Genomic DNA, 22,148 nt, shown 5'->3' with positions numbered 1-22,148 from the left:
TTTTTATTTTAAATAAAATTCAGTTTTTCTTGAGGCATACTAATAATCCCATCAGTAGTTGTCCCTAACCAATTTTCAATAATAGTAGCGTAAACTTGTCTAAAATCTATTGTAAATTTTAAATCGCCGTTATCATCTAAATCAGATAGCGATGATAGGTTATTATAAATCCCAGCAGTTTTTAAATTCTTACCAACGACAAATACATTGTTTGCTGAACCATGATCAGTGCCATTAGCAGCATTCTGTTTTACACGTCTTCCAAATTCAGAAAAAGTCAGAATTAACGTGTCTTCAAAAGTTCCGTTTCGTTTTAAATCTTTTATAAAAGCTGATAAAGATTCTGAATAGATTGACAATAATCTTTTTTGTTGATTTTGCTGATTGGCGTGTGTATCAAAACCATCTAAAGCATTATAAAAAACTTTAGTTTCTAAACCAGAATTGATAAACTGTGCCGTATTTTTTAACTGCTTTGCTAAGGCATTTTGCGGGTAATCTTCTTGTGATAATTTTACTTGGGTTTTTTCGTAAATATATTTAGCAGACGACTTAGCATCTATCATATTTTTATAAAGATATCCTAAGTTATGCTCTGATAAATGCTGGTCATTATAATGATTTAAGACCTTTTGAAAATATGGGTCACGTGCTGTTTTATATAAGGTTTGATAATCATTTGTAGCTATACCGCTAAAGTGTTCGCCTTTAAGTGCCAAACTTAATGTTTCATCAAGCTCGATAGCATTGTAAGGTTGTTTTCCGTGCTTATCTAAAAAACGTCCAATCCAACCGCTTTGTAAATATTCGTCACTAGAACTGCCAGATTGCCAAATATCCATCGACCTAAAGTGAGAACGAACAGGGTTTGGATATCCTACATTATTTATAACAGATAATTCTCCACTATCATAAAGACTTTGTAAAGGTTTTAGACTTGGATGAAGACCTAAATCATCAGTAATTTTAATAATATTTTCCTTCATTGCTAATCGCGGCCTGGCCTTATAATACAGATCATTAGTGTAAGGAATAATCGTATTCAGTCCATCATTTCCTCCTGATAATTGAATAATCACCAAGCGTTTATAGCCAATTGATTTAGCGTCAAAATCTTCAAATGCTCTCACAAAATTTGGAACAAAAAATAAGCTACTTGCCAATGCCGAATTCTTTAAAAAATCTCTTCTTTCCATAACTAATACATTTGATATTCTGGTAATGACATAAGCTGAATACAAAACTTTTGTTTTGAACTTTTATTCATCGACTCTATATGCGATTGAGTTCCTTTGTTTATAATCCCGCTTAATAAAACTGATGATAAGTCTTCACTAGGAATAGTTTTATATTCAGACAAAAAAGTATACCAATCTGGAGTTGTTTTTATTGGGAGCTTTCTTTTGTTTTTCTCAAAAAATTGACGCCTCATTTGGTCTTTTTCATCATCTAAAGCTATCATTCCTCCATTTAATAAAATTGAAGCCAATTTTAATCGCACCATAATAGTATTGGCATCTATCCATGTTTTATGTCCTTTCCATCCTGCAACATTTGGCGGGTCAAATAAGGTTTGTCCTAATAGTTTTTGAAGCTTAATTAATGCTTTTCTATTATTATATTTTACAGGGACAGTTTTAGATAAACCCACCAAGAAATCTATAGGTGATTTTATTTTAGAGCCCATATTTTTAGCATCATAAAACCAATCTTGAGTAAATACAAAGCGCATTAATTTTTCGATATTATAATCCTTATAGAATACGTCTGTCATTGACTCAACATGAAATTCGTTGGTGGTTTCATTCACAAAGTAGCTATACACTTTATTACAGATAAATTTTGCACATTGACGTTGTTCTAAAATGATATCTATAATATCATCTCCATTAAAATTACCTGTTTTACCTAAAAACACTTTTTGCCCATAGTCATGTAAGAACTTTCTAAAAATATATTCTCCTTTGAAATTCTGACTATATCCAGTAAAAGCTCTTGCGCTTTCTTTTATGTCTTTTTCTGTATAATTACCTCTACCTAATGTGAAAAGCTCCATCAATTCTCGAGCAAAATTCTCATTTGGCTCTGCCTTTTTATTCTGCCGTAGATTAAGATATTTTATCATAGCTACTTCTTTAGAAATAGCTTTTACAAAAGTTCTAAAATCTCCAAGCGCGTGTAATCGCAATGTGTTGTTATATTGCTGTATATGTACTACATTTTTATCACCACAAACAAAATGGTTAGCCCAAAACAATGTCATTCTTTCTCGTAATACATTCTCTGACAAAACCAATTTATCAATCCAAGCTATATTTAAATCAAGTATACGCTTTCGACTTTTTTGACGTATTTCTTTTGCTAATTTCGGGTTACGTTTTAGAGTCTTGAAATCTATATTTTCAAATTCCGTTAAATCAATTTTTAAAGGCTCCCATTCTTGACTTGCCCGAAATAAACCATCTATAACTTCACGTCTAGAAATATTAGATTTCTCTACTAAATCTATTGGCTTAACTCCAAAACCAGCTCGCCAATACAAATGCTTTATATGTTCCTGCTTCATTTTATTTGGACTGTATTAATAGCTTAAGGTTTAATTCTCCTTTTTTGGAGCATAAAAAAACCGCTTCATTTCTGAAACGGTTTTTCTTGTTTTCTATTTTAAATGTTTTCTACAAATCAAACTTAATCCCTTGCGCCAATGGCAATTCGTCAGAATAATTTACAGTATTTGTTTGTCGTCGCATATAAACTTTCCAAGCATCAGAACCAGACTCACGTCCACCACCTGTTTCTTTTTCACCACCGAAGGCACCACCGATTTCGGCACCAGATGTACCTATGTTTACATTTGCAATTCCACAATCAGAACCTGCGTATGATAAGAATTTTTCGGCTTCTTTCATTTCGTTAGTCATTATAGCCGAAGATAATCCTTGTGCTACACCGTTTTGTTTTGCAATAGCATTTTCTACCTCTCCAGAATATTTCATTAAATATAGGATTGGAGCGAATGTTTCGTGTTGTACAATTTCAAAATGATTTTCTGCTTCTATGATTGCTGGTTTAACATAGCATCCAGATTCATAACCTTCGCCTTCTAAAACACCACCTTCAACTAAAACGTTTCCTCCTTCGGCTTTTGCTTTTTCAATAGCTGACAAATAGGTATTTACAGCATCTTTATCTATCAATGGACCGATGTGATTGGTTTCATCTAAAGGATTACCAATTGTTAATTGTCCGTATGCACCAACAATAGCATCGCGTACTTTATCATAAACCGATTCGTGGATAATTAAACGACGTGTTGACGTACAACGTTGACCACAAGTACCGACAGCACCAAATACAGCTCCCGGAACAACCACTTTTAAATCAGCAGATGGTGTAATGATAATAGCATTATTACCGCCTAATTCTAAAAGAGATTTACCAAAACGCTCTGCTACTGTTGCACCAACAACACGTCCCATTCTGGTAGAACCTGTTGCAGATACTAAAGGTATCCTAGTGTCTGTCGTCATATATTCTCCAACTTTATAATCGCCATTAACGATACAAGAAATACCTTCTGGATAGTTGTTTTCTTTTAAAACTTCAGCAATAATATTTTGACAAGCTATTGAACATAAAGGTGCTTTTTCAGAACCTTTCCAAACACAAACATCACCACAAATCCAAGCTAAAGCAGTGTTCCAAGCCCAAACGGCTACAGGAAAGTTAAACGCTGAGATAATACCAACAACACCAATTGGATGCCATTGCTCTCTCATAACGTGTCCTGGTCTTTCAGACGGAATAGTCTGCCCATTCAACTGACGTGATAAACCAACAGCAAAATCGCAGATATCAATCATTTCTTGAACCTCACCATAACCTTCTTGCAGAGATTTTCCCATTTCATAAGACACTAGTTTTCCTAATGGCTCTTTTAAATCTCTTAGTTTATTACCAAACTGACGTACCACTTCTCCACGAACTGGTGCAGGTACATCTCTCCATGATAAAAATGCTTTGGTAGCAGCGTCCATTACTTTGTCGTAATCTGCTCTTGTCGTTGTTTTTACTTTTCCAATAAGTTGACCATCTACTGGCGAATATGATTCAATTATATCTCCATTAGAGAAATTATCAGAACCTGTAGACGTTCCTTCATTTACAGCTTTTACACCCAATTGCTCAAGCGCTTCCTTTATTCCGAAATCAGTAGCTACTGTTCCCATATTATATTGATTTTTTAGTCTGATTATTTTTCGCGAAGATAATAATAAATTGTTGTTTTAAAACGGTCTTCTCTTTTGATATAGATTAATAAAATTTAAGAACAGTTTAACAACAGGCTAAAATCTAAATGTTAAAATAGTAACGTAACTATATTAACAAGAATAGGCCTACATCTTGATTTTAAGGAATTCTCATACACGATGAGAATCAGTATTAATTAAAATCCAAAAATATTATGTTTTTAAGAATTTTAGCAGTGGTTTGCTTTGCGGCTAGCATAGCACAAGCCCAAGACATCCAATACGTTTCAGCAGAAAACGGATTAGTAATAAGAGAACAACCAAATCAAGGCGCCACCAAAGTCGGTATATTAGATTATGGTACACCCGTAGAAATTATTGAGTACACCGATTTATCATTAGATGTAAAAGACAAAAAGAAAAAAGTAACTGGCGAATGGGTTAAAATAAAAGGCCCTGCAGTTGGCGAATATTTTGAAGACGCCTATGTTTTTAACGGCTATTTAACCAAAGAAAAAATAGAACGCCCACTTAAAATACCTTTTGATGCGTTTACTGTTTTTATAGATAAACTCAATGCAGATACCGAATTACAGAATATATCTGTAGATAATGACGCAGCGACTTTATTTAAAATGAAAAAAGACAAGTCTCCCGAAGACAGATATCTTAAGGTTAAACACCATGAAAATTATAGAACCATACAGGTATTCCAACGCTACAAAAATAGCATAGTAGTAACCTCTGAGAAAGGAGAAACCCAGATTTCAGATTTCCAACATTATACATCGAGTTGGAAACCTTTAAAGCTATTATTTTCTAATGGTAACATCTTTAAAACAATTGCATTTTCTGAAAAAGACCAAAAACGATTTGGAACCATAGATAAAGCTAATTTGAACACTTATTTAAAAAATAAAAAACAAGTTTGGTCACATATAACACCAAGTCAAATTGAACTCAAAGTTATCATGACAGATATTGATGGCTACAAGACAGAAAAAATTGTAATCTTTGAATTACCTTTAAAGAGCTAGTAACATATATTATATAACTGTATCACATTAATATTCTAAATCATGAACATCAATAAAGTCTTTGCTCTTTTTACCATCTTTTTTATGGCATTCTCTTGTAAAGAGAAATCAACGGAAACTGACAACATCTTTAAGTTTAGAGATTATATAAGCTATACGACAACAGGAAGAGTCTCTGTAGCAGAGCCTATTAAAATTATGCTCGCAGATGAAGTTGAAGCATGGGAAATTGGGCAAGACTTAGATACAGATTTAGTAAAACTAAAACCCTACGTACAAGGAAAATTACAAGCTTTAAATAAAACAACACTTCTTTTTACACCAGACGAAATTTTAGAAAGTGATAAAGAATATTCTGTTACAGTTAACATAGGTGATATTTTTAAAAATAGTTCTAAAGAGTATAAATCGTATACATTTCAGTTTAAAACAATTACCCCAAGTTTTAATATAAATACTGCCGATTTACAATCATATAACAAAGAATGGCAATACGTTTTAGGGTATTTAAGAACTGCAGATGTCATCAAACTAGAGGATGCAAAAAAATTAGTTTCCGCATCTCAAAAGGGAAATGGCTTAAAGCTTGTTTGGAATGAAGCCAATGAGATTTCAAAATATTTTGAATTTAAAATAGACAGTGTACAGCGTTTTGTAGAAGATAGTCAAGTCGACATAAAATGGGACGGTGATGCTATTGACGCAGATAATGAAGGTGAAAACTCAATTAGTATTCCTGGGAAAAACAATTTTATAATTACTAATACTGAAGTGCATCAATCACCTGAACAATACTTGTCGATTAATTTTTCAGACCCATTAAAGAAACAGCAAAATTTTTCAGGATTGGTGAGTGTTCAAAAAGCTAAAAATCCTAAATATGTAGTTGATGGTAATGTCCTTAAAGTATATCCAGACACAAAATTAGTAGGTGACATACAAGTCGATATCTTTACCGGAATAATTAATACAGAAGGCTTTAAATTAAAAAACAGCCTCTCAGAGCGCTTGACTTTCGAGTCTTTAAAACCTCAAGTACGTCTGTTAAGTAATGGAACAATTCTTCCTAATTCAAAGGAACTAAAATTCAACTTTGAAGCTGTCAACTTAAGTAAAGTTGATGTACGCGTTATTAAGATTTTTGAAGATAATGTGCTTCAATTTTTGCAAACCAATAACATTAATAGTAATAACCAATATGGGATTAAAAATGTTGGTAGGCGCATCGCAAAACAAACAATTACATTAATTGAAGACACAGTCCAAAACACTGGAAAGTGGAAAGCTTACAGTATTGATTTGTCAAACTATTTCACAGCTGATATTGGCGCTATCTATCGTGTAGAATTAAGTTTCACAAAAGACTATTCCTTATATGACTGTGAAGCAAATTCATCTTCAGAATCTTCTGAAGAAGACGATTATTACGAGGATTATTACGAAGACGACTACTATGCTTCTGATAATAATTCAGAAGAAGAACAGAATCGCTTAGAAGAAGAATACTGGGACAACATTACTTATAATTATAGAAATACCAATTACCGCTGGAGAGATAAAGATAATCCATGTACAGATTCCTATTACAATTATTCAAATCGTGTAGTTGCTCAAAACCTAATTGGTTCTAACCTAGGAGTCATTGCAAAAAAAGGGAATGCCAATAAATACTTATTTGCAGTTACTAACATTTTAAATACTGAGCCAGAAGCTGGTGTTAGTATTAGCCTTTATAATTTTCAACAGCAACTACTTGTAAAAGGGTTAACAAATATTGAGGGTATTACAGAAATTGAAACCGATAAACGTGCTACTTTTGCTATCGTAGCTAAAGGACAGAGTACTAGCTATGTAAAACTTTTAGACGGCAATTCTTTATCACTTTCTAAGTTTGATGTTTCCGGAAAAAGTTTACAACGAGGACTTAAAGGCTACATTTATGGCGAGCGTGGCGTTTGGCGACCAGGAGATAGTTTATTTCTAACTTTTGTACTTAATGACAAAGCCAATAAACTACCAAATAGACATCCTGTTAAACTAGAAATTACAGATCCAGTCGGCAAATTGGTACATCGTCATGTATCTATTGATAATGTAAATCATTTCTACAACTTTACTGTTCCTACTTCGCAAGATTATAAAACAGGAAACTATTACGCTAAGGTTTCAGTTGGTGGTGCCACATTTAGCAAAACACTTAAAATTGAAACTGTTAAGCCTAATCGTCTGAAAATTAAAATAGATTTTGAAGACAAGATTCTCACCAACAGTACACCGCTTAAAGGTGACCTAAATGTAGCTTGGTTACATGGCGCACCAGCTAAAAATATTAAAGCTGAAGTTAAGGCCAAATTCGCAACAAAAAGAACAAGTTTTAAAGGCTATAAAAATTACGTCTTCAATGACCCAACTCGAAATTTTACAAGTGAAGAAACTATAGTTTTTGAAGGCAATTTAGATGCAAAAGGCAATACGAAAATTAATAGTAAACTCAATATCGGAAAAAATGCACCAGGTATGCTTAATGCACAATTCCTAGTGAGAGCTTTCGAAAATGGTGGTGATTTTTCACTCGATGCGTTTACGGTACCATATGCACCTTACGAAAGTTTTGTTGGTCTTCAATCTCCTGAAGGTAATAACTATGGTTCTTATTTTACAGATGAAAATCACACGTTTGATATTGCAACACTAACTTCTGACGGAAAACCTCTTGAGCGTAAAAATCTTGAAGTCAAAGTCTATAAAGTCGAATGGCGTTGGTGGTGGAATTCGTCTTACGACGATTTGGCGAGCTATGTCTCTAGTAGTTATCACAGACCTGTTAAGCAATTTAATATTAACACCGATAAAAATGGTAAGGCTAATTTTAAGCTTAACATACCAGATAACCAACGAGGTCGATATTTAATCCGAATTCTTGATCCAAAAAGTGGTCATGCAACTGGTCGCACTGCATATTTCTATAAAAATTGGTGGCAAAGTGCGCCATCATCAGATAAGGACGCAGCGAAAATGCTCGTTTTTTCAACTGATAAAGACAACTATAATGTTGGTGAAACAGCAAAACTAACGTTTCCTTCAGGAAGTGAAGGTCGCGCATTAGTAAGTATTGAAAATGGTACTGAAGTTGTAGATTATCAATGGGTTGAGACCAAACCTGGTGAGACAACAATAGATATTCCTATAACGGAAGCTATGGCACCAAATGTGTTTATTAATATCTCGTTATTGCAACCACACGATGTAACCTCAAATGATTTACCTATTCGATTATATGGTGTGATTCTGATGTTGGTTGAAAATCCTGAAACACGAATAACACCTGAGATTTCAATGCCAAATAAAATTAGACCTGAAACCTCCTACGAAATAAAAGTTTCAGAAAAGAACGCAAAGCCGATGACATATACTATAGCTGTTGTCGAAGAAGGTTTACTAGACTTAACGCGTTTTAAAACACCTAATGTCTGGGATAGTTTTTATTCTCGTGAAGCTCTTGGCGTGAAAACATGGGATATTTTCCATGATGTCATTGGTGCTTATTCAGGTAGCATTGACCAAGTATTTGCGATTGGTGGTGATGGTAGTGCTGCTAAAGGAAAAAACAAAAAAGCAAATCGCTTTAAACCTGTTGTTACCTATTTAGGACCTTTTATTTTAGACGCTGAGGAAACTAAAATACATCAACTTAAAATGCCAAATTATGTAGGCTCAGTTCGCACTATGGTGATAGCTGGTGATAACGCCAATGAATCTTATGGAAATGCAGAAAAGACTGTTCCTGTAAAACAACCTTTAATGGTTTTAGCAACCTTACCTCGCAAATTAAGTCCAGGAGAAAAGGTCACATTACCTGTTACAGTTTTTGCAATGGAAAATAAAATAAAAAACGTCAACTTAGAGGTAAAATTAAGTGATGGTGTAACCGTAAAAGGAAATAAATTACAAACTCTTAAATTTGATAATCCGGATGAAAAGATGGCGTATTTTGAATTGGATGTTTCTAAAGCTAAAGGCATAAATACAATTGAAGTTATCGCTTCTGGTCATGGCGAAAAATCCACTTACAAAGTCGAGATTGATGTCGAAAATCCGAATCCAATATCATCAAAAATTATTGATAACGAGTTGCAGGCTAATGCGACACAAAACGTTTCATTTACAACATTTGGGGTACCAGGAACAAACACAGCAACGGTCGAGTTTTCGACGCTGCCTCCAATGGATTTTACAAAGCGCATAGCGTATCTTATTCGCTATCCTCATGGTTGTGTAGAGCAAACCACATCGAGTGTGTTCCCGCAATTATTCTTAGCAGATATCTTTGATTTAGACTCAAAAAAGAAAAAAGAAATCCAGTCTAATATCGAAAATGGTATCAATCGCTTATCACATTTTCAACAACCAAATGGTGGCATGAGTTATTGGATTGGCGAAAACACAGCCAATGATTGGGGTACAAGTTATTCTGGTCATTTCATGATAGAAGCTGAGAAAAAGGGGTTTGTCCTTCCGCTTACTTTTAAGAGCAATTGGTTAGCTTATCAAAAACAAGCTGCTAGAAATTGGAGACCAAGCTATAGAAATTACAATAGTGACTTAGCACAAGCCTACAGGCTATACACGTTAGCTTTAGCTGGTAGTCCAGATTTAGCCAGTATGAATAGACTTAGAGAGTTTACAAAAATTTCTAATGAAGCCAAATGGCGATTAGCTGCAGCTTATGCTTTAGCGGGACAAAAAGAAGCTAGTGCTGCTATTTCAAAAACAGCAAATATTGATTTTCAGCCTCCAAAATCTAACTATTACACGTATGGCTCTTTAAATAGAAATCGTGCTATGGCACTAGAAACAATGCTAATTATAGACAACCCAAAAGCAGTTGATTTAGCCAAAGCTATCGGAAAATCATTATCTAGTGACGATTGGATGAGTACGCAGACAACAGCTTATAGTTTACTATCTATAGGTAAACTCATATCTAAAAATGGTGGTAAAGATTTAAATCTAAGTTATTCTGTAAATGGAAAATCCGAAACTATAAATACTAAAAACGGTATTGCGCAACGAGAAATCCCGGTTATAGATGGTTTAAATAAAATCAATATTGAAAACAAAGACGGCAACTTAGTTTATGTACGGGTTTTAAATTCTGGTAAGTTGAAACTTGGAGAAGAGCTTTCCGTAAAACGAGGTTTCTCAATTTCTACAATTTACAAAGACCTACAAGGCAACAAAATAGATGTTTCAAAATTACAACAAGGTCAGGATTTTGTGGCTAATGTTAGCATTTCTAATTTAAATAATGAAATTGTAAAAGATGTAGCTTTGACTCAAATTTTCCCTTCAGGTTGGGATATTGTGAATACTAGATTTACAGATTTTGGAGATACAACCGTGAGTCAAGCAAGATATACTGATATTAGGGATGATCGCGTTAATTTCTATTTTGATATGAATCGTCGTGGTAAAAATGGAACTAAAACATTTACTGTTTTATTAAATGCATCTTATTTAGGAACCTACTATTTACCTGGAACACAAGCTGAAGCCATGTATGACAATGACTATTTGGTTAGAAATAAAGGACGTTGGGTTACAGTAGAAAAATAATAGTTATGAATAATCAAAAATCTTACTACGCAGTCATTTTTACCTCAATGCAAACAGAAACCGTTGAAGGCTATTCTGAAATGGCAGACCAAATGGAAGCATTAGCAAAAAAACAAGATGGTTTTTTAGGTATTGAAAGCGCTAGAAGTTCAGTTGCAATAACAGTTAGTTACTGGGAAAATTTAGACGTTATAAAAAAATGGAAAGCTAATACAGAGCATTTATTTGCACAACAAAAAGGGCGGGAATTATGGTATAACTGGTATAAGGTCAGAATTTGTAAAGTAGAACGAGAATATGATTTTGAAAAATAATCTTGAAGTTAATACGCTACATAAAACGCAATAAAATAAAAAGCGCAATCATGGCTATTACTTTGATTGCGTATTACTTCTGCTTGCCCAAACAACTCTTTAAAGACCCAACAGCAACAGTAATCACTAATAATTCTAATAAATTAATTGGTGCATTGATAGCCGATGACGGGCAATGGCGATTTCCACAAACGGATAGTATTCCTGAGAAATTTAAAACCTGTATTCTTCAGTTTGAAGACGATTATTTTTACAATCATCCAGGCTTTAATCCAATCTCAATTTTCAAAGCATTAAAGCAAAATATTAGTTCTGGTAAAGTAAAACGTGGTGGAAGCACCATTACGCAACAAGTCATTCGTTTATCTAGAAAAGGACAGAAACGTACCTATTTAGAAAAATTAAAAGAATTGGTTTTAGCAACTCGGCTAGAATTTAAACTTTCAAAAGAAGACATACTAAACCTTTATGTAAGTCATGCACCTTTTGGCGGAAATGTGGTAGGTATTGATGCAGCTTCTTGGCGCTATTTTAATAGAAATGCTTCGGATTTATCTTGGGCAGAAAGTGCAACACTAGCAGTTTTACCAAATGCACCAAGCCTTATTTATCCTGGAAAAAACCAAGAACGCTTACTTAAAAAACGGAATCGGTTACTAAAGAAATTATTTGATAGCGGTACAATCGATAAGCTCACATACCAATTAGCAATTTCTGAGGGTTTACCTCAAAAACCCTATCCATTGCCTCAAGTTGCACCGCATTTACTTCAGAAAATTGCAAAAAAACAAAAAGGCAAACGCATAAAAACAACCTTAAATGTTGCATTACAAGAACAATCAAATACAATAGTCAAACAGCATTATAATCAATTAAAACAAAATGAAATTTATAATATTTCTGTTTTAGTTTTGGATGTAAAATCTCGTAAGGTTTTGACTTACATTGGTAATTCGCCAACAGACAATGCGCATCAAAATCAGGTAGACATAATTGACAAGCCTAGAAGTACAGGTAGTATTTTAAAACCCTTTTTATTTGCATCGATGCTAGATGCAGGTGATTTACTACCGAATACTTTGGTGCCAGATATACCAACACAATTTGGGAGTTACCAACCAGAAAACTTCAATAAAGAATATGATGGTGCAGTTTCTGCCAATAAAGCTTTGTCACGCTCATTAAATGTTCCTGCTGTTAGAATGCTAAAAGATTTTGGGCTAGATCGATTTTATCAATATTTAAAACAACTAGAGCTTAAAGATTTAAAATATAATGCCAATCATTATGGTTTGTCTTTGGTATTGGGCGGTGCTGAGAGTAATCTTTGGGACTTATGCAAAAGCTATGCGGCAATGGCATCAACATTAAATCATTTTAATGAAAACAGTAGTCAATATTATACTGATGAGTTTACTGAACCAATTATCACTGATACAACGCCTGTTGATTTCGGAAAGCTCTCTAACGAGAAAACAATCTTTGATGCGGCGTCAACGTATCTCACTTTTGAAAGTATGAAACAAGTTAACAGACCTGAAGATGATGACAGTTGGGAGTTTTATGATTCTTCTCAAGACATTGCTTGGAAAACAGGAACTAGTTTTGGTTTTAGAGATGCTTGGGCGATTGGTACAACTTCAGATTATGTTGTTGGCGTTTGGGTTGGCAACGCTGATGGCGAAGGTCGTCCAGGTTTGGTCGGCGTACAAACTGCGGCACCAATTCTATTTGACATCTATAACGTATTGCCAAAAAGTGATTGGTTTGCAAAACCATATGATGAAATGCTAGAAGTCGAAATTTGCAAAAAAAGTGGTTATCGAGCGTCTTCAGTTTGTGATGATGTATCTTCAGAATTTATTCAGATTAGTGGGCAAAAAACAGCACCTTGTCCATACCATAAATTAATTCATTTAGATACTTCTGGGCGTTATCAAGTCAATTCTTCTTGTGAAGATATTTCAAATATTAAAGCTAAGGCTTGGTTTTCACTACCGCCTTTGCAAGCCTATTATTACAAATCAAAAAACCCATTTTATAAAGCACTACCTGCTTTTAGAAATGATTGTGTAGAATCTTCTTTAGCATCGATGGAATTTATCTATCCTAGTCAACAAAGCACTATTTTTTTACCTAAAGATTTTAATGGAAACACCAACGACTTAATCTTAAAAGTAGCACACTCAAAACCTGAATTAAAACTCTTCTGGTATGTTGATACTAAATATGTTGGCGCTACAAAAGACATTCATGATATAGCTATCTTACCTCAACCTGGTGAACATGTTATTACTGTAGTAGATGAGCTCGGAAACGAATTAAAGCATAAAATAACTATTTCGGAATAATTACTTGTACGCTTCTAAATGTGTATTTTTGCTTATCTAAATTAATTATATACGTATGGAAGTTGTTCAGTTTATACATTCTTATTGGGCTTATTTAGTGCTTTTAGTTTTAGTTCTAGCCACATTCAATGCTCTTTTAAAATTTTTTGGAGGTAAAGAATTTAACCCTAAAGATTTTAGAATTTCGCTTTTTGCATTAATCACAATGCACATTCAGTTGCTAATTGGTATCGTATTATGGTTTACCAAAGGGTATTTTGACGAGTTAAGTGTTGGAGAAGTCATGAAAAATGATGCTGTAAGAAAGTTAGCTATTGAGCATCCAACAACAATGCTAATAGCTGTTGCTTTGGTAACAATTGGGTATTCCAAACATAAAAAGAAATTAGTATCAAAACCAAAATTTAAGATGCTCGCTATTTTCTACTCAATAGCTCTTGCATTAGTTTTATATATGATTCCTTGGAATCTTTGGTTTTAAAATATCTTAGTCGCAGTTCTAAGATATGATTACAAAACACGTAATATTAGGTTTTGTCTTTGGAATATCAATGTCATTTATTTCATGGATAGTCGGAATGATAATAAACAGCATTCTTATGAAAACAGAGTATTATAAAAAACTATCAAACTTAAATTTTATTAGAAGTAAAAGCTTGAATAAAGCAATCGGAATCACATACTTTAAATGGATTGTGAAAAACACTTTTTTTAGGTTTTTTAATCAGAAGCTTAAAATAGAAAACAAAAAAGTAGATTTTATAGACCTACGACATGAAATGACACTCTCCGAAATAAGTCATTTAATCGGATTCGTTTTTGTTACAGTTTTTGCCATCTATAAATCCTTTAGTGTAAGTTTAGTATTTGCAATTTCAATAATGATTCCTAATGTTTTAATGAATTTATATCCTTCTTTATTACAACAAGAAAATAAAAGGCGGATTGATAAATTTCTAAATAAATAAAGCTTACAAAATAAAAAAGGCTTCAATTAATTTTGAAGCCTTTTCAATGTTTCAAACTAAAAGAATCTTATTCCTCAACCTCTTTTATAACATACACATAAACCGGAAAGTGATCACTAAAACCACCTGTGTATCCACCATCAGCAAAACTACGAAATGGATAACCTTTGTATCGACCACGTTTGTTTGTTAAGTATTGCTTGTTATAAATTCCTGCTTTGTAGAACATAAAAGAGGAGTAATCTTTTTCTAATAATGGTTTTGTTACCATTATTTGGTCAAATAAACTCCATGCATCTCGGTATGCAGTGGTACCATAACCCTTGTCTTTAAACATCGTTTCAAAAGGATTATAAATACCTTTTAAACCTACTCTGCCTTGTTTAGATTTTGCTTTAAGTACCTTTTTTACACTTTCGTTTGTAGGATCGTCATTAAGATCTCCCATTGTAAAAATCTTTGCGTACGGATCATTAGACTGTAAGGAATCTATTATGCGTTTATTTAGTTTTGCTGCTGCAACACGTTTTGGTCTGCTTCGAGCTTCGCCACCACTTCTAGACGGCCAGTGGTTGACTATTAAATGTATTAAGTCTCCATCTAATTTTCCACTAACTAATAACTGGTCTCTTGTATATTTTCGTTTACGTGTTTTGTCATCATAAATTTTTAACTCGTGAGAACTTGTATCTATCGGCTGAAACAATGCTTTCTGATATAATAACGCTACATCAATACTTCTTGCATCTGGGCCATCAATATGAATAATACCGTAATCTTTACCAAGTAATAATGGATCGTTTACTATGTCTTCTAAAACTTTACGATTTTCAATTTCACATACACCGATAATAGCTGGAGAGTTTTTACTTTGGTCACGTCCAATATCTGCAATTACACGTGCCATACCTTTCACCTTCTTTTTGTAAACTTCGCCTCTGTTAGACGCTTCCATCTCCATCATTGGACTTGCCTCATCAAACTTTAAGGGGTCATTGATAGTATCAAATAGATTCTCTAAATTATAGAAAGCTATAGTGTGAATCTTAAAACGTTTTTCTCCTTGAGCAAAAGTGCCTATTGTTAAAGAAAGTGTAATTAATATTAAAAGTAGTTTTACTGGTCTCATTTGTATATATTATCTAATTGTAAAGCTTAAAGCAATTTAGATGCCAAAAGTATGTAAATTCGATAAATAATGTAACTTTGTGCGCCTTTAAAATATTGTTAAGGCTTTCTTAAATTAAAACCATATTAAATTAAGTATGAAAAAAAGTTTTTTATTATTTCTGTTTGGAATAGCTTTTTCTCTTTCAAGTTTTGCACAGCAAACACTTGTAAAAGGTAGCGTTTTGGACGGAACAACAGGAGAACCTATTCCTGATGTTACTGTAACTATTGAAGGTACAGAATTAAGTATGATTACAGATGCAAAAGGTGAATTCAGCTTTTCATCAAATGTTCCCTTGGGAGAACAAATGCTTAAAATTGAAAAAGTGGGTTACGAAACAAAGCGTTATCCTATTGTTGTTAATGAAGGTCAAACTGTTGACATTTCAGGAATGACTATGGATTATGACCCGACAGACAAGAAAGATTTGTACACCATTTCTATCTCTGATGACAACTTAAATAGTGAAGACGATGGGCTTACAGATAATATTTCTGGTCTTTTACAGGCCTCTAGAGATGTTTTTTTAAGCGCTGCAGCTTTTGATTTTAGTGCAACATTTTTTAGACCAAGAGGTTTAGATAATGCCAATGGTAAAGTTCTTATCAATGGTATTGAAATGAACAAACAATTCAACGGTCGCCCACAATGGGGAAACTGGGGTGGCTTAAATGATGTACAGCGTAATCAAGAATTTACAATGGGTATGTCTGCAAATGATTACAATTTTGGTGATCTTGCAGGTACAAATAATATTGTAATGCGCGCCTCTAAATACCGTAAAGGTGGCCGTATATCTTATGCTTCTGCAAATAGAAGTTATACCGGTAGAGTTATGGCAAGTTATAGTTCTGGTTTAGTAAAAAATGGATGGTCTTATTCTGTTCTTGCATCTAGACGTTTTGGCGATGAAGGTTTTGTAGATGGTACACTTTATGACTCTAACTCATTTTTTGCTGCCGTTGAAAAACGTATTAACGAGAAACACAGTATTAACTTCACAGGGATTTATGCTCAAAACAGACGTGGTCGTTCTACGGCAATCACGCAAGAAGTTTTTGATTTAAAAGGAAGAGAATATAACCCTTTTTGGGGAGAATTAAATGGTGAACAACGTAACTCTAGGATTAGAGAAATTGAAGAACCAATATTAATGCTTAACCACTTTTGGGATATCTCTGACAAGGTACGTTTAAACACAAATGTGGCTTACCAATTCGGAGAAATTGCAAATACACGTATTGATAATGGCGGTACAAGACTAGTAACTATAGGCAACGAAAGTGTTTATATTGGTGGTGCACGTAACCCAACTCCTGAATATTATCAAAACTTACCTAGTTTCTTTTTACAAGACGCTAACCCAACGGCATTTGATTACCAACAAGCATTTGTTGCACAAGAGGCTTTCGTAAATGATGGTCAGTTAAATTGGAACCAACTTTATGAAGCCAATGCAACTTTGAGAAATCAAGGAGGCAACTCATTATATGCTATTCAATCGGACGTGATTGAAGACAAGCAATTAAGTTTCAATACTATTCTAGATGCCGACTTAGCAGACAATATTCGTTTAAACGCAGCTTTAAACTACAGAAGTCTAAATAGTCAAAACTATGCACGTATCGAAGATTTATTAGGTGGTACTGGATATTTAGATGTAGATTTCTTTGCAGAAGAAACTCCAAATACTGCCGGTGCAACTCTTGAAGAAGTTGCTCAGAGTGATTTGCGTAATCCAAACCGAATAGTAAGAGAAGGTGACCGTTACAAATACAATTACGAATTAAACGCCACTGTTGCTAGTGCATTCGCTCAAGCACAATTTAAGTACAATAAAATAGATTTTTATTTAGGTGCTAACTTATCCAAAACTAGCTACCAAAGAAATGGACTTTATGAGAATGGAAACTTCCAAGGTGGTGGAAACAATGGTTCGTTTGGTAAAGGTGATGAATTAGATTTTACTAACTATGGTGTGAAGGCCGGATTTACATATAAAATTACAGGAAAACATCTTGTTGATGTTAACGGTAGTATGTTTTCTAAAGCACCAGGAATCAGAAGTTCTTACAGTAATGCACGTCAAACAAATGCTTCAGTTATTGGTTTAGATAGCGAAGACATCAAATCTGTTGACGTAAGTTATATTTACAGATCTCCAATATTAAAAGCGAGAGTTACTGGTTTTTATTCAGGATTTGAAAACGGAACAGATATTGGATTCTATTTTACAGAAGACTTAGCTGGATTAGGAGTTGATAATGGTGATGCTTTTGTTCAAGAAATACTAACTAATGTTGAAAGACGTCACGTTGGTGTTGAATTAGGTGTTGAAGCACAAGTAACCCCGACAATTAAATTAAAAGGTGCTGCTTCGGTAGGACAATATACATTTCAGAATAATCCAAATTTATATTTGACAAGTGTAGATATTAATGGCCCATTGACTTTTGGTGATGGTACAACAAATCTTAAAGATGTGCATGTCGCAGGTGGACCAGAGCGTGCTTTCCAATTAGGTTTTGAATATAGAGATCCTGATTATTGGAATTTTGGACTTACAACAAACTTCTTTTCAAATGCGTATATAGATGTAAGTAACTTAGCAAGATCTGCTAACTTTACGTCAGACTTTGATGGTAATACATTTAATGACTATGACCCTATTTTAGCGAAAGAGTTATTAAAGCAAGAACAATTTGATGATTATATGCTAGTTAACATAATTGGTGGTAAATCGTGGAAAATTAATGACTATTTCATTGGTTTCTTTGCTACTATTAATAATGTATTTAATCAACAATATAGAACGGGTGGTTTTGAACAATCAAGATTAGCTAACTTTAGACGGATAAGAGATGATAAATCTAGAGATAATGGCCCTGTTTTTGGTTCACGTTACTTCTTCGGAAATGGCACAACGTACTATTTTAATATGTACGTAAGATTTTAATTGAAAAAAGAAAAATAAAATATATAAAAATGAAAACTTTAAAAATTAACAAATTAATCCTTTTACTAATAGGTTTAGTCGTATTTAATAGTTGTGTAGAGGATGACGATTTTAGTATCCCTAATACTGCTGTTGTAGAACCAGTATTAACAGGTAGTACCATAGAAATAAGTTCTGTAGCTGGCCAATTAGCTCAAGAACAAGGTAACACTGCATTAGACTATTCTGATGACGATACAATTTATACATACCCTACTGATGGTCCTGACCAATTTGTTACTGGTTATGTAATCTCTTCTGACGAAGGAGGGAATTATTTTGAAGAAATAATACTTCAGAATGCTACAGAAAACCCAACTGATGGAATTAGAGTACTTGTTGATGTCAACCCATTATTTATCCGTTACGAAGTAGGTCGTAAAGTATATGTAAAAGTAAATGGTTTATCTACTGCAATTTCTAATGGTGTTTTAACTATTGGACCAAAAGACGGAGACCGTATTGGTAAAATACCTGCACCTTCAGAAAACGACTTTATTCTTAGATCTGCTGAAGTAGCTACTATGACACCTCTTGAAATTGGTGTTGCTGACTTTACTGATGATAAAACAAACTTACTTATTAAATTAAATGATGTACAGTTCCTAAAATCTCAAGCTGTTGGCCCAAATGCATTAAGTTATGCGTCAGAAGGTTTTGACCAATTTGATGGTGAGCGTACTTTAGAAGATTGTTCTACTGGTACATCAACTACGTTTGCAACTAGTACTTTTGCAGATTTTAAAGCCTTATCATTACCTGAAGGTAAAGGTTCTATGATAGCTGTTTTACAGAAAAACTTTTTTGGTGACGAATTTAACGTTGTTGTAAATACACCAGAAACAATTGATATGACTGGTCAACGTTGTGACCCAGTATTTGGAGCAGATTTCCAAGAGGCTACAGATAACACTACTTTTGATACTCCAGGTTGGATTAACTTTGCAGAAGCTGGATCTAGATTATGGTCTGAAGATGTATTTAGTGGAAACGGAACTGCAAGATTCTCTGCCTTTAGTTCAGGTGATTCTTCTAACATTGGTTGGTTAATTACACCAAGTATTGATATGGATGCGCAAACTGGTGAAGTATTGACTTTTGAAATGCAACACGCTTTCCCAGATGCAGGTCATGACCCAATGGAAGTTTTATATTCTAATGATTTTGATGGTACCGAAGCTGGTGTATTAACTGCAACTTGGACATCTATGCCATTTACAAAAAGTTATATTGTAGATTCTGGTAACTGGTTTACGTTCGTTAACTCTGGAGAGATAGACTTATCTGCTGTTACTGGAAATGCTTACATAGCATTTAAGTATACAGGTAGTGATACTGCTAATCAAAATATGACTATTGATATTGATGATGTAAAAATCAGCGTTCAATAAACATTATAAAGTTTGATAAAAAACCGCATCTAAACTAGATGCGGTTTTTTTATTTTTATCATTATGTTTGACTCTTTCTATATTACGTTTCTTAATGTTACTAAACCTAAGTTTGGTAGAAAAGCTATGTCTTTAGCCCTACAGTATATCTGTATAACTGAAATTGCTTTTTATGCACTTTTAGCGTGTTTCTTCGCTGCTTTTTCTAGTCAACTTAACATAGGTAAAGTGAATTTAGAAAAAGCGATTACCCTTTCTGTATTGTGTATCCTTTTTATTTACTTAAAAAATTGGATGCGGTATAATGGTAAACGCCGAAATGTCTTAAACGCAAAGTCAAAAAAGCAAAAACTACAAGTATGGAAACTTGTCGTTGTTCCTGTTGCTTTTATTGTTCTTGCTTATGTTTTCTTTCAAGCTATATAATCCTTAGAGTATAATTCTTTAATTATAAGTGTAAAAAAAACGCCACCCATGAGGATAGCGTTTATATAATTATTTTCTTTCGAGTCTTTTAAGCTTTTTCAGCTTTACAACATTCTTTTTCACAATCTTTAGCACAACTCATTTTTGACTTTTCTGCTTTATCTTTACAGCAGTCCATTTTGCAATCAGGCTTACAAGCCATTTTAGCTTCTTGTTTTTTTTCTGTTGAGAATACATCAACTGTTTTAATTTCTTCAACCTTGTAGATGTCGCTTACTTTAGCAACAGCTTCTTTTAGGGTTTTTGGTGTCACTTTAGCTTCGTCAAACTCTACCATAGCAAGTTCTTTATCAAAATCGACTTTAGCCATTTTTACGCCTTCTAGCTTAGCCATTTTCTTTTCTATAGTTTTCGCACAACCAACGGCACAAGTCATTCCTTTAATATTAAACTCAACTTTAGCATAAGTTGCATTTGGGTCTAACTGACTCACTGTTTCTTTTTTCGATGTTTCGACTGATACAGTTTTCACCTCTGGCTCTGCATTATTTTTACAAGCAATAACTGAAAAAGCAACTGCGATAATAACTATAACACTTTTAAATATTTTCATAACTATATTGATTCTAAGTTTGAAACAAATCTAAGAAATACACAGTTTCTTGAAAAATAATTAACGAATTTTGTGACCGCTAACCAGCATTATATGAAAAACGTTAACATTAAGTGGTTCTATCTCATTATTTTATCTATAATTTGGGGTAGTTCTTTCATTCTGATTAAAAAGTCTTTATTAGGATTAACAGCATATCAGATTGGGGGTTTGCGTAACGTTTTAAGCGGAATTATTTTAATTGCATTTGCTTACAAAGGCTTAAAGAAAATTGATAAGGCTAAGTGGAAATGGATTATCATTTCTGGTTTTTTGGGTTCTTTTTTTCCTGCCTTTTTGTTTGCTATTGCCGAAACTGAAATCGACAGTGCAATTACCTCTATATTAAATTCTCTTGTACCTTTAAATACTGTTTTAATGGGTGCTGCGATTTTTAAAATCGCTTCTACTAAACGTCAAGTTCTTGGTGTTATAATTGGTTTTATTGGTACAGCAATCTTAATTCTAAAAGGTGCAGATATTAACCCAAACCAAAACTATCTCTATGCAGCTTACATTATCATAGCTACGCTAATGTATGCTGCTAACGTAAATATTATTAAACGACACTTACAAAGTGTAAAACCATTAACCATTGCTGCAGGTAATTATGTGTTTATTGTTGTTCCGGCGTTTGTAGTCTTATTGTTTACGGACTTTTTTACTGCTAAGACTTTTGAATCTGAAGCATTCTATGAATCTCTTATTTATATCTGTATTTTATCCATATTTGGGACGGCATTAGCTAAAGTTTTCTTTTTTAAACTCGTACAAATTTCAACACCTGTATTTGCAACTTCTGTCACATATCTAATGCCTATTGTTGCAGTTATTTGGGGAATAACTGACGGCGAAACTTTTACACCTCTTCAAGCCATTGCAACCGCAATTATCTTAGCTGGCGTTTATATTGCTAACAGAAAAAGGAAATAAAAAAACCGAAACCAATTAATTGGCTTCGGTTTTGATTTTATGTA

At 33.6% G+C, this 22,148-nt stretch carries 15 protein-coding genes; 10 read left to right on the top strand and 5 right to left on the bottom strand.

Annotation, left to right across the window (positions count from 1 at the left end):
- Window positions 1-8: 8 nt before the first annotated feature.
- The 3 genes from BTO05_RS09540 to BTO05_RS09530 form a co-directional block, all read right to left on the bottom strand.
- A complete protein-coding gene (locus BTO05_RS09540) occupies window positions 9-1,196 on the bottom strand; it encodes a DUF1501 domain-containing protein (protein ID WP_087492446.1) in 1,188 nt (395 codons plus the stop codon).
- A 2-nt stretch (window positions 1,197-1,198) separates the two neighbouring features.
- Window positions 1,199-2,566, bottom strand: coding sequence for a DUF1800 family protein (locus tag BTO05_RS09535; RefSeq protein WP_087492445.1), 1,368 nt, complete (start codon window positions 2,564-2,566; stop codon window positions 1,199-1,201).
- A 109-nt stretch (window positions 2,567-2,675) separates the two neighbouring features.
- Window positions 2,676-4,229: an aldehyde dehydrogenase family protein gene (locus tag BTO05_RS09530; RefSeq protein WP_087492444.1), complete on the bottom strand. Its 1,554-nt coding sequence runs from the start codon at window positions 4,227-4,229 to the stop codon at window positions 2,676-2,678.
- A 236-nt stretch (window positions 4,230-4,465) separates the two neighbouring features.
- Here BTO05_RS09530 and BTO05_RS09525 point away from each other — a divergent pair, with 236 nt between their 5' ends.
- From BTO05_RS09525 to BTO05_RS09500, 6 genes are read left to right on the top strand one after another with little or no spacing between them, the layout of a single operon-like run.
- On the top strand, window positions 4,466-5,287 hold the full coding sequence (locus tag BTO05_RS09525; RefSeq protein ID WP_087492443.1) for an SH3 domain-containing protein: 822 nt from the start codon (window positions 4,466-4,468) through the stop codon (window positions 5,285-5,287).
- 42 nt (window positions 5,288-5,329) lie between these two features.
- Window positions 5,330-10,903: an alpha-2-macroglobulin family protein gene (locus tag BTO05_RS09520; RefSeq protein WP_087492442.1), complete on the top strand. Its 5,574-nt coding sequence runs from the start codon at window positions 5,330-5,332 to the stop codon at window positions 10,901-10,903.
- A 5-nt stretch (window positions 10,904-10,908) separates the two neighbouring features.
- Window positions 10,909-11,217: an antibiotic biosynthesis monooxygenase family protein gene (locus BTO05_RS09515; protein WP_087493328.1), complete on the top strand. Its 309-nt coding sequence runs from the start codon at window positions 10,909-10,911 to the stop codon at window positions 11,215-11,217.
- Window positions 11,218-11,267: 50 nt separating this feature from the next.
- A complete protein-coding gene (gene pbpC, locus BTO05_RS09510) occupies window positions 11,268-13,568 on the top strand; it encodes a penicillin-binding protein 1C (RefSeq protein ID WP_087493327.1) in 2,301 nt (766 codons plus the stop codon).
- 55 nt (window positions 13,569-13,623) lie between these two features.
- Window positions 13,624-14,049, top strand: a complete 426-nt coding sequence (locus BTO05_RS09505; RefSeq protein WP_087492441.1) for a hypothetical protein — start codon at window positions 13,624-13,626, stop codon at window positions 14,047-14,049.
- A 25-nt stretch (window positions 14,050-14,074) separates the two neighbouring features.
- A complete protein-coding gene (locus BTO05_RS09500; protein WP_087492440.1) occupies window positions 14,075-14,536 on the top strand; it encodes a hypothetical protein in 462 nt (153 codons plus the stop codon).
- A gap of 67 nt (window positions 14,537-14,603) precedes the next feature.
- Here BTO05_RS09500 and BTO05_RS09495 read toward each other — a convergent pair whose 3' ends face one another.
- On the bottom strand, window positions 14,604-15,665 hold the full coding sequence (locus BTO05_RS09495) for an endonuclease (RefSeq protein ID WP_087492439.1): 1,062 nt from the start codon (window positions 15,663-15,665) through the stop codon (window positions 14,604-14,606).
- 136 nt (window positions 15,666-15,801) lie between these two features.
- Between BTO05_RS09495 and BTO05_RS09490 the strand changes: the two genes are divergently transcribed.
- The 3 genes from BTO05_RS09490 (at window position 15,802) to BTO05_RS09480 (ending at window position 20,519) form a co-directional block, all read left to right on the top strand.
- Complete coding sequence (locus BTO05_RS09490) at window positions 15,802-18,663, top strand: TonB-dependent receptor (protein ID WP_087492438.1); 2,862 nt, start codon at window positions 15,802-15,804, stop codon at window positions 18,661-18,663.
- Window positions 18,664-18,692: 29 nt separating this feature from the next.
- Window positions 18,693-20,093 (top strand): DUF5689 domain-containing protein, encoded by a 1,401-nt coding sequence (locus BTO05_RS09485; RefSeq protein WP_087492437.1) that lies wholly within the window; start codon window positions 18,693-18,695, stop codon window positions 20,091-20,093.
- Window positions 20,094-20,156: 63 nt separating this feature from the next.
- A complete protein-coding gene (locus BTO05_RS09480; RefSeq protein ID WP_087492436.1) occupies window positions 20,157-20,519 on the top strand; it encodes a hypothetical protein in 363 nt (120 codons plus the stop codon).
- 88 nt (window positions 20,520-20,607) lie between these two features.
- On the opposite strand, the gene BTO05_RS09475 is transcribed toward BTO05_RS09480, so the two are convergent.
- The gene (locus tag BTO05_RS09475; protein ID WP_087492435.1) at window positions 20,608-21,132 is read right to left on the bottom strand and encodes a cation transporter; all 525 of its coding nucleotides are present in this window, start codon (window positions 21,130-21,132) and stop codon (window positions 20,608-20,610) included.
- Between the two features lie 93 nt (window positions 21,133-21,225).
- Between BTO05_RS09475 and BTO05_RS09470 the strand changes: the two genes are divergently transcribed.
- Window positions 21,226-22,104: a DMT family transporter gene (locus BTO05_RS09470; protein ID WP_087492434.1), complete on the top strand. Its 879-nt coding sequence runs from the start codon at window positions 21,226-21,228 to the stop codon at window positions 22,102-22,104.
- Window positions 22,105-22,148 lie beyond the last annotated feature (44 nt).

Source organism: Winogradskyella sp. PC-19 (assembly GCF_002163855.1).
GTDB lineage: Bacteria > Bacteroidota > Bacteroidia > Flavobacteriales > Flavobacteriaceae > Winogradskyella.
Note: the sequence above shows the minus strand (reverse complement) of the source record. Positions and strands in the feature narration are given on the sequence as shown.

Bases quoted from the DNA above. Each gene is read 5' to 3' on its own strand.
- BTO05_RS09540 (WP_087492446.1), bottom strand. From the start codon at position 1,196: ATGGAAAGAAGAGATTTTTTAAAGAATTCGGCATTGGCAAGTAGCTTA.
- BTO05_RS09535 (WP_087492445.1), bottom strand. From the start codon at position 2,566: ATGAAGCAGGAACATATAAAGCATTTGTATTGGCGAGCTGGTTTTGGA.
- BTO05_RS09530 (WP_087492444.1), bottom strand. From the start codon at position 4,229: ATGGGAACAGTAGCTACTGATTTCGGAATAAAGGAAGCGCTTGAGCAA.
- BTO05_RS09525 (WP_087492443.1), top strand. From the start codon at position 4,466: ATGTTTTTAAGAATTTTAGCAGTGGTTTGCTTTGCGGCTAGCATAGCA.
- BTO05_RS09520 (WP_087492442.1), top strand. From the start codon at position 5,330: ATGAACATCAATAAAGTCTTTGCTCTTTTTACCATCTTTTTTATGGCA.
- BTO05_RS09515 (WP_087493328.1), top strand. From the start codon at position 10,909: ATGAATAATCAAAAATCTTACTACGCAGTCATTTTTACCTCAATGCAA.
- pbpC (WP_087493327.1), top strand. From the start codon at position 11,268: ATGGCTATTACTTTGATTGCGTATTACTTCTGCTTGCCCAAACAACTC.
- BTO05_RS09505 (WP_087492441.1), top strand. From the start codon at position 13,624: ATGGAAGTTGTTCAGTTTATACATTCTTATTGGGCTTATTTAGTGCTT.
- BTO05_RS09500 (WP_087492440.1), top strand. From the start codon at position 14,075: ATGATTACAAAACACGTAATATTAGGTTTTGTCTTTGGAATATCAATG.
- BTO05_RS09495 (WP_087492439.1), bottom strand. From the start codon at position 15,665: ATGAGACCAGTAAAACTACTTTTAATATTAATTACACTTTCTTTAACA.
- BTO05_RS09490 (WP_087492438.1), top strand. From the start codon at position 15,802: ATGAAAAAAAGTTTTTTATTATTTCTGTTTGGAATAGCTTTTTCTCTT.
- BTO05_RS09485 (WP_087492437.1), top strand. From the start codon at position 18,693: ATGAAAACTTTAAAAATTAACAAATTAATCCTTTTACTAATAGGTTTA.
- BTO05_RS09480 (WP_087492436.1), top strand. From the start codon at position 20,157: ATGTTTGACTCTTTCTATATTACGTTTCTTAATGTTACTAAACCTAAG.
- BTO05_RS09475 (WP_087492435.1), bottom strand. From the start codon at position 21,132: ATGAAAATATTTAAAAGTGTTATAGTTATTATCGCAGTTGCTTTTTCA.
- BTO05_RS09470 (WP_087492434.1), top strand. From the start codon at position 21,226: ATGAAAAACGTTAACATTAAGTGGTTCTATCTCATTATTTTATCTATA.